The 8,301-nt window shown below is 71.9% G+C and carries 6 protein-coding genes and 1 pseudogene; 1 reads left to right on the forward strand and 6 read right to left on the reverse strand.

Annotated features, from left to right (window positions below; all coding sequences use genetic code 11):
• Positions 1-325 (reverse strand): annotated as a pseudogene (locus tag AN218_RS38140) (ATP-binding protein); the annotation flags it as partial.
• Between the two features lie 473 nt (positions 326-798).
• On the opposite strand from AN218_RS38140, the gene AN218_RS11790 reads away from it, so the two are divergent.
• Positions 799-1,599 (forward strand): SGNH/GDSL hydrolase family protein, encoded by an 801-nt coding sequence (locus AN218_RS11790; protein WP_070016809.1) that lies wholly within the window; start codon positions 799-801, stop codon positions 1,597-1,599.
• A 169-nt stretch (positions 1,600-1,768) separates the two neighbouring features.
• Here AN218_RS11790 and AN218_RS38145 read toward each other — a convergent pair whose 3' ends face one another.
• The 5 genes from AN218_RS38145 to AN218_RS11820 all read right to left on the reverse strand — a co-directional run.
• The gene (locus tag AN218_RS38145; protein ID WP_244900409.1) at positions 1,769-4,201 is read right to left on the reverse strand and encodes an ABC transporter ATP-binding protein; all 2,433 of its coding nucleotides are present in this window, start codon (positions 4,199-4,201) and stop codon (positions 1,769-1,771) included.
• 33 nt (positions 4,202-4,234) lie between these two features.
• Complete coding sequence (locus AN218_RS11805) at positions 4,235-5,506, reverse strand: glycosyltransferase (RefSeq protein WP_070016810.1); 1,272 nt, start codon at positions 5,504-5,506, stop codon at positions 4,235-4,237.
• Positions 5,503-6,339 carry an alpha/beta fold hydrolase gene (locus AN218_RS11810; protein WP_070016811.1) on the reverse strand — a complete coding sequence of 279 codons (837 nt, stop codon included), beginning with the start codon at positions 6,337-6,339 and terminating at the stop codon, positions 5,503-5,505. The genes AN218_RS11805 and AN218_RS11810 overlap by 4 nt, the downstream gene beginning before the upstream one ends.
• Positions 6,340-6,345: 6 nt before the next feature.
• Positions 6,346-6,684, reverse strand: a complete 339-nt coding sequence (locus AN218_RS11815; protein WP_070016812.1) for an acyl carrier protein — start codon at positions 6,682-6,684, stop codon at positions 6,346-6,348.
• A partial coding sequence (locus AN218_RS11820; protein ID WP_141747537.1) for a 4'-phosphopantetheinyl transferase superfamily protein occupies positions 6,674-8,301 on the reverse strand: 1,628 nt, incomplete at its 5' end. The genes AN218_RS11820 and AN218_RS11815, both read right to left, overlap by 11 nt.

An 8,301-nucleotide genomic window follows, 5' to 3' on the forward strand; every position in this document is an offset into this window, starting at 1 on the left:
GACCGCCGGGTGCGCCGCCGAAGACCTCGTCCAGCACGGCGCCGCCCGCGAGCCGGGCCAGTGCCTCGTACGCCTCCAGGACGGCCGATTTGCCGCTGCCGCTCGGCCCGTTGAGCACGGTCACGGGTGCGAGGTCGACGGTGCGGCCGCGCAGCGCGCGGAAGGCGCCGAGGTGGAGCGCGGTCACGGTGGACGTCGCGGTGGATGTCGCCGTGGTGGGCGCGGGGGCATCGGGCGCGGACGGGCGTGCGGCGGGCGGCACTTGGCGACCGTGGGGCCCCGACTGGCCCTCGGGGCCCGTGCGTTCTCCGGTGGTGGCGGGCATGCACCGGACCGTAGGCGGCGGCCGGCCAGCCGAACCGTTACGCCCGGACGCCCCTCCCTCGAACGAGCGACGGCCGTCGTGGTTGCGAACGCGAAGCGGAGCGGGGCGAGTTGAGGGCGTGACGGCGGACGGCAGGGCGAGTGAGGGAGTGGTGAAGGGCCTTCACAGCAGGCAGCGGCGGCGGCCGGTCCGCCGTGCCGCGGCCCGTCGCACCATGACCCGACACCCCCTGTCCGGCACCGGCGATCGCGCCCGCTAATCTCCGCCGCGACTCCGGAGAAATAGCCGAAGAAAGTCGCCCGCATTTGCCGGTATTGCCACCCGGCAAGCGATCACCGATACATGCTCGAAAGACCGCAGTTTATCGAACCGTGATCGAAAAACTCTGTGCGCAGACGTACCCACGCGCGCCCGCGAGCTGCTATTTCTAGGATGTTCTGTTCTCATCCCCCACCTTCGGAGAAGACAACTTCATGCGCTCGTTGAAGCTGATGTTCGCCGCATTGCTTGCGATGGTGGCCATAGCCTTCGTCGCTCCGGGATCACAGGCTGCCGCGGGCAAATATGTGGCTCTTGGAGATTCCTACACCGTCGCTGTAGGAACAAAGACCTACGACGATCCCGACGACGCCTGCCGGCGCGGCCCGACGTCCTATCCCAGGCTCTGGGCGGCGGCGCACCAGGATGTCGGATTCGTCGAGGCCGCATGCTCGGGCGCGACCACGGCCGACGTCATCAACTCGCAGGTAGGCCAGTTGACGTCGGACACCTCGCTGGTGACACTGCAGATCGGCGGCAATGACGTCGGCTTCGTCGACGTGCTGAAGAACTGCATCCTCACCGTGGACGACGCGGACTGCATCGCCGGGGTCGACGCGGCGAAGGCCGCGGCGACCAGCCAGCTCTCGCCGGCTCTCGCCAAGACGTACTCCGCGGTGCGTGCCGCGGCTCCGTCCGCGAAAGTCATAGTCGTCGGATATCCGCGGCTTTACACAATTGGCGGGGACTGCGGCATTCTCGGTCTCAGCGACAAGGAGCGGTCCGCACTGAACTCCGCGGCCGACACCCTCGCCGAGATCATGGCAGCACGGTCCAAGGAAGCGGGATTCACATTCCTGGACGCACGTCCGGTTTTCGACCCGCACACCATCTGCTCGGGCAACGATGAATGGGTCACCAGCCTGGAGTGGGACAAGCTCAACGAGTCCTACCACCCCAATACGGTAGGGCACCGGGACGGCTACCTCGCCGCCCTGAACCCGCTCATGGGCTGACCGGCAGCGGCACGAAACCACCCCTGGCGGGGATGTGAAGGGCGTCCGTCGTACGCGGCGGGCGCCCTTCACATGTTCCGGTTCCTGCTTCCGTTCCTGTCCCTGTTCCTGTTCCGGCTCGGCCGGTCCGGCCCGGTCCGGTCCGTACGCGATTCCCGTACGGAACCGCTCAGCGGTTGCGGACTCCGCCGCCGCCCGCCGGTGTCTGCGCGGGCGGGGGCGGCGGTGGCGGAGGCGGTGCGGACGCCGCCGGCGTGGACTGCCCCTGTACGGGCGGCTGTTGGGGATGGGCGGCCGTCCGCGCGGGATGCGGCGGGGACGGCTGGTCCGCCGACTGCGGCCGGCGCGCGGGTCCTTGGGGCGGCTGCCCCTGAACGGGCTGCTGCTGTCGGCCCGGTTCCGGTGCCGGTGCCGGTGCCGGTGCCGGTGCCGACGGTTCCGCCGGTGCGGCGGGCGCCGCGTTCCCCGCGNCGCCGTCCTCGCCCACCAGCATCTGCGACGCGGCGAGTTCGCGGTAGAGACCGTCGGCCTTCACCAGCTCCTCGTGGCTGCCGAGCGCCCGGATCTCCCCGTGCTCCATCACCACGATCTGGTCCGCGTGCGTCACCGTGGAGAGCCGGTGCGCGATGAGGATGACCGTGCAGCGCTGAGCCGCCTGGTCCACCGCGTCGCGCAGCGCCTGCTCGTTGCGCGCGTCGAGCTGCGCCGTGGCCTCGTCCAGCAGCAGCACCTCCGGCTTGCGCAGCAACGCCCGTGCGATGGCCAGCCGTTGGCGCTCGCCGCCGGAGAGGGAGACGCCCCGGTTGCCGACCTCCGTACGCAGTCCGTCCGGCAGCCGGCTGATCAGCGCGTCGAGCCGCGTGACGCGCAGCGCCTCGGCGATGTCCGCCTCGGAGGCGTTCGTCGCCGAGTACTTGAGGTTGTCCTCCAGCGTGCCCGCCATCACCGGCGAGTCCTGCTCGACGTACGCGATGCGCCGGCGCACCTCCGCGCGGCGCATGGTCTCGATGTCGACGCCGTCGATGATGATCTGGCCCGCGGTGGGGTCGTAGAAGCGCTGCAACAGCGCGAACATGGTGGTCTTGCCCGCGCCGGAGAGCCCGACGAGCGCGGTCTGCGTACCGCCGGGGATCGTGTACGAGATGCCCTTGAGCGCCGTGCCGCGGCCCGGGTACGCGAAGCGGACGTCGCGGAACTCGATGGTCGGCGGCCGGCGGATGCCCGAGGCGCGCGCCCCGACCGCCTGAAGCTGCATCGTCGAGGCGGGGTTGCCGTGGATCGCCTCGTCGCGCGGACCGTGCCCGTTTCCGTGCCCGTTTCCGTGGACGAGTCCGTTTCCGTGGGCGAGCCCGGCCGGGTGCCCGTTCGGCGGACGCGGCGGGGCGGTGCCGCCCGTACCGTTGCTCGCCGGGTGGCGCGGCATGCGGTCCTCCGGCTCGCCGGTCGGCGTACGCGGCGCGGCGGCGCCCGGCGGCAACTGCTGCCGCACCGCGCCCGGTTCCTCGTCGACGTCCGCCTCGACGGCCATCCGCTTGATCTGCTCGATGCGTCCCACGGCCCCAAGACCCTGCTGGAGCATGCCGAGTCCGGCGACGAGCGAGCCGATCGGGCTCGCGAGATAGAAGACGTACAGCAGGAACGCGATGAGCTGCGGCGTCTCCAGGTCCCCGGAGGCCACCAGCGCGCCGCCCACCCCGAGCACCGCGAGGAACGCGGCCTGGATGGAGACACCGGAGAGGATCTTCACCAGCGCCACGTAACGGGCGCCCACCAGACCGGCCTTGTACGCGCCGTCGATCGCGCGGTCGGCGACCTCCGTCTCCCGGTCCTCCGCGCCGTTGGCCTTCACCGTACGGGCGGCGCCGAGCGTGCGGTCCAGCGCCGAACCGACGGCGCCGATCGACTCCTGCGCACGCGCGACGGCCTTGCGGATGCGCGGCAGGATGCCGCCCATGATCAGGCCGACGGTCAGCAGCACGCCCACCGTCACGCCCAGCAGCGGAAGATGGACCACGCCCATCAGCACCCCCGCCCCGAGGATGCTGAGGATGCCGTTGGCGATCATGATCAGGCCCTCGGTGGCCGCGTTCTGGAGCAGCGTGCTGTCCGAGGTCACACGGGCGATGAGGTCGCCGGGCGGACGCCGGTCCAGCTCCGGCACCCGCAGCCTGATCAGCCGGAACACCAGGTCCTGCCGTACGCGCCGCACGACGCGCTCCGAGGTGCGCTGCTGCCACCACGACTGCAGACCGGTCAGTCCGGCGCCCGCGACGACCAGGGCGCCGAGCAGGATGACGGGGCCCTTGACGTCCTTGCCGTCGGAGAGCGAGGAGAGCACGTCCTGTGCGACGAGCGGCTGCATCAGGCCCGCGCCGCTGGAGATGAGCACCAGCATCAGCGTCGCGAACAGGACGAGGCGGTGCGGTCGGGCGTACCCCATCAGCACCCGCAGCGGTGCGCGCTTACGGTGGTCGATGCGCAGCACGCTGGCCCGCGGGTCGCCGGGCCGCTCCGGCACGGTCTGCTGCTGCGGTGGCTGCGCCTGTGGCGGGGAGCCCTGGAAGAACCCGAAGGGCTCGTGGGTTCCGGGAGCCGTCGTCATGTGAGGTCCTTGACGTCGCTGGTCGGGCGGGAGTCAGCCTGCTGCCTGGTAGTCGGCCTGCCGCGCGGCGATACGGCCGAGTTCCTCCGCGGCGGCCCGCGCGCCGCCGGCCTCGCGGAGGGAGCGGCCGATCTCCTCGGCCGCGGCCCGGTGGCCGCCCGCCGGGTCGAGCACGGTGCGGACGGCGGTGGCGAGCCGTTCGGCGTCCACCCGGTTGAAGCGGACCCGTACGCCCGCGCCCGCCTCGACGACCTGGCCGGAGACGATCGGCTGGTCGTCGCGGATCGGTGCGAGGACGAGCGGTACGCCGTGCCACAGCGACTCGCACACCGTGTTGTGGCCGCCGTGGCAGACGACGGCGTCGAGGTGCGCAAGCAGTTCGAGCTGCGGTACGTAGTCGCGCACCAGCAGCCCCGACTCCCGTGCGGCGCGGTCCAGTTGGCCGTCGAGTGCGCTGCGCTCCCCCGTGTCCGCGCCGCCGGCGGGGCCGGGACGTCCCGGCTGTCCGGGGGCGCCGAGGACGCCGCCCGGGTCGACGACGATCCCCTGGACGCTCTCGCGCATCGACTCCAGCGCGGCCACGGCCTCGCCGAGGAAGCGCTCGCCGGCCTCCGCGTTGGCGGTGCCCAGGGTCACCAGCACCTTGCGGCGCCCGGGGTCCAGTTCGTCGTACGGGAAGTCGCACGGCGAGGGGCGGCGGTCGATCGTCGGGCCCACCAGCCGCACCCCGTCCCACGGCAGCGGCCCGTCCCCGAGCAGGGCGCGTCCGGTGAAGGCGATGATGCCGTGCGGCGAGAAGCGGGGGTCGTCGTCGCGGGCCGGGTCGCCGAACTCCTCGCGCAGCCCGGCAAAGATGCCCTTGAGCCAGGCGTCGACCTTCGGCATCGAGGAGAGCGGGTCGGTCAGTTCGGCCGAGGTCGTCACCGACGTGACGTACGGGATGCCGTGCCGCTCGGCCACGAGGGCGCCGGCGACGGCGTGCTGGTCGGCGACGACGACGTCCGGCTCGTACGCGCGGATCGCCGCGTCGACGCCCGGCGCCATCAGCCCGGCCAGCGGTGCGAAGAAGTCCTCCCACAGGAAGCGGAAGGCGGCGGGCCCGATCAGCTTGGGCGGGCGGCGCAGGCCGGCGTCGGGCATCGCCGTCTCGTACGTCTCGGTCTCCTCCCCCGCCAGTCGCCGGATCAGATCGCCGTACCCGGCCCAGGCCACCCGGTGGCCGTCGCGGGCGAGTTCGGCGGCGACCCCCAGCAGCGGGTTGGTGTGCCCGACCAGCGGGGGGACGACGAAGAGGAAACGAGTCACCGCAGGGCCTCGGCGAGTTCGTGTCCGTCCGCGCCCTGTGCGGCGAGGTCGTGCTCGCGTATCCACTCCAGCAGCAGGTCGCGGGTCTCCTTGGTCTTCTCGACCAGGACGGAGTGCCCCTGCTCGGGCAGGACGACCGTGCGGCAGCGCTCCAAGGCGCTCTCGAAGAGCGGTACCTGTTCGACGAGTCCGGACTCCTCGCCGAAGATCGCCAGCACCGGGCAGGTGATCGCGGACAGGTCGTCGTCGATGACGCGTCCGCTCCACACTTCGTCGCCCATCGTCGTGGAGTTGAGGATGCGGGCCGCGACCCGCGAGAGGCGTGCGGTCTGCGCGCCGCGGTTCTCCTTGATCCACTCGATGACCGCGTCGTGCACGAGCTGTTCCTTGGCCAGCGCCAGCCCCTGCTGCATGTGCTCGGTCCAGCGCTGCACGGGCGGCTCGGCCTCGATGAGGGTGAGCGTCGCTATCCGGTCCGGGTACCAGGCGGCGGCACCGGCGGCGACCGTGCCGCCGAAGGAGTTGCCGACGACGTGCACACGGCGCTTCTCGCCGAGCGCGTCGAGCAGCGCGACGAGGTCGTCGACGAAGTACTCGACCTGGTAACCGGTTTCGGGGCGGTCGCTGCGGCCGTGCCCGCGCAGGTCGTACATGATCACGTCGATGCCCTGCGCCGCGAAGGCGGGCCCGAGCGTGAAGTAGTAGCTGGCGAGGCTGTCGGTCAGCAGCCCGTGCACGAACACCACGACGGGCGGCTCCCCTTGCGCTCCCTCCCGCCGGGTCGCGGGAAGGTACTGCACGTGGGTGCTGATGTCCCCGGTACGGATCTTCATCCCGGATCAGCCCGCTTCCGTGGAGCGCAGCGACTCGACGACGAAGTCCACGAGCTGCCCGACGGTCAGCGCGATGATCTCGTCGAGTTCGAGGTCGGCGACGAACTCGGCGAAGTTGACGCGGTCCCCGTAGCGTTCGCGCAGCGAACCCGAGAGCGACACGAGGTCGATGCTCTCCAGCTCCAGGTCGTCGTGGAAGGTCGTCTCCCGCCCGATCTCGGCCTCGTCGAGGCCGTACTCCTCGAGCAGTTCGCGCAGCATGCCGGCGATGTCCGCCAGAACGGCCCCCGCGTCGGCGCGGACCTGCGGCTGCGCGGCCGCGACCCCGGTCGCGTCAGTGGTCATCTCGCACTCCTGATTCCTCGTAGGCGGTCGTCCACGCGACCACATACCGCCGCTCGGGCAAGCCCGGCGGATTCGATGTTTCCCGCACCCGCACCTCGTGCGAGTCGTCCCCGTATCTCACCCGCAGCAGGCCGCCGTCCGCCGAGACCACCTCGTAGTCCGACGGGCGTCCCCGCAGCCCGGTGCCGCGCATCTTCGCGACGGCCTCCTTGGCCGCCCACATGCGGGTGAACCACACCTCCTCGTCCGCCGTGCCGTCCGCCGTGCCGCCGTCGCCCGCCTCCGCCGACAGGCGGCGCAGCAGGGCGAGTTCGTCCGTGCCGCACGCCGCCTCGACGGTGGAGCGCGGACGGGCGGTGATCTCCTCGACGTCGATGCCGCACGGGCCGCGGCGCGCGATGGCCACACCGCACTCGCCGCGGTGTGCGATGGAGACCGTCAGCTCCCCGACGGCGCGCCCGTGCACACCGCTGACGACGGGCCTGCCCTCACCGTCGTTGTGCACGGCGATCTCCGCCGGATAGACGTCTCCGGCTCCCTCGTCCCACAGCAGGGAGCGCACCGCGTCCTTGGCGGCGATCCGGCCGAGCAGGAACTGCCGTCTGCGGACGGGAGGAAGAGCGGCGTAGCCGTTGCGTTCCTCGCCGCCGAGCATGTTGCGCATCACCAGTTCGCGCGTCGCCAGGTCCGGCCAGCGCTCGTGCACCTGCGCCCAGCCCTCGGGCTGCCGGGTGGAGAGCGTGTGGGAGCCGGGGAAGCGGTCGACGGCGCGGATGCCGGGGTCGGTGTCGAAGCGGCGGTCGGTCCAGTCCCTCAACTCGGCCCATACGCGGCCCTGGTGGAGGAGCTGCATGTCCGCCGTGAGCGTCCCCTCGGTGACGCCGGTGATGCGTATCGCGCACGTCAGACGCTCGCCGGGGCCCGGTTCGGGTCCGTGGAAGCGGATGTCGCCCAGGCTCACGGGGAAGACGGTGGTGCGCTCGGTGAGCGTCGCCATGATCCAGTAGCCCAGCAACTGCCCGACGTTGTCCAGCAGGGAGCCGGGAGCCTCGGGGGCGGTGAGGACGCCCCGTACGTGCCGGTCGCCGATGGCCGTCAGCTCGCTCACGCCCTGGAAGAGCGGGCCGTGGAACATCCACCGTTCCGTGTAGAGCTGTTCGGCCCGCATCTGCGGGGTGCGGTCGGCGGACGGGTCGACGGGCCACGGCGCGGGCGGCGGCTCGTACCGCGGGGCGAGCAGGACGACGGCCCGCGAGGAGCCCGTCAGCTCCACCTCGACCTCGGCGGGCGCCGTTCCGTGCGGCAGATGCCGTACGGAGACGGGGACGTCGTGCGCCGGTACGGCCTCGATCCACTTCAGCAGCCGTACGTCGCGCACCCCGACCGCGCGCATGCCGGGCACCGCGCTCTCCGCGATCTCCATGAGGTGCTTGATCACGGTGGTGGCGGGGACGATCGGCCAACGGTCGGCCACGTCCGGCCAGTCGGGACGCTGCCGGAAGAAGCAGTGGTCGACGAGGTAGGGCATCTCCTCGATGCCGACGCGGAGCACGGAGGGCACCGTGGCGGCAGGCGGCTGCGCGGGGCTCGCGGGCGCGGCGTCGGCCGGGCGGCGCG

The sequence above is a fragment of the Streptomyces nanshensis genome (assembly GCF_001751255.1).
Lineage (GTDB): Bacteria > Actinomycetota > Actinomycetes > Streptomycetales > Streptomycetaceae > Streptomyces > Streptomyces nanshensis_A.

Coding starts and splice junctions, on each gene's coding strand:
- AN218_RS11790 (WP_070016809.1), top strand. CDS start 799: ATGCGCTCGTTGAAGCTGATGTTCGCCGCATTGCTTGCGATGGTGGCC.
- AN218_RS11810 (WP_070016811.1), bottom strand. CDS start 6,339: ATGAAGATCCGTACCGGGGACATCAGCACCCACGTGCAGTACCTTCCC.
- AN218_RS11815 (WP_070016812.1), bottom strand. CDS start 6,684: ATGACCACTGACGCGACCGGGGTCGCGGCCGCGCAGCCGCAGGTCCGC.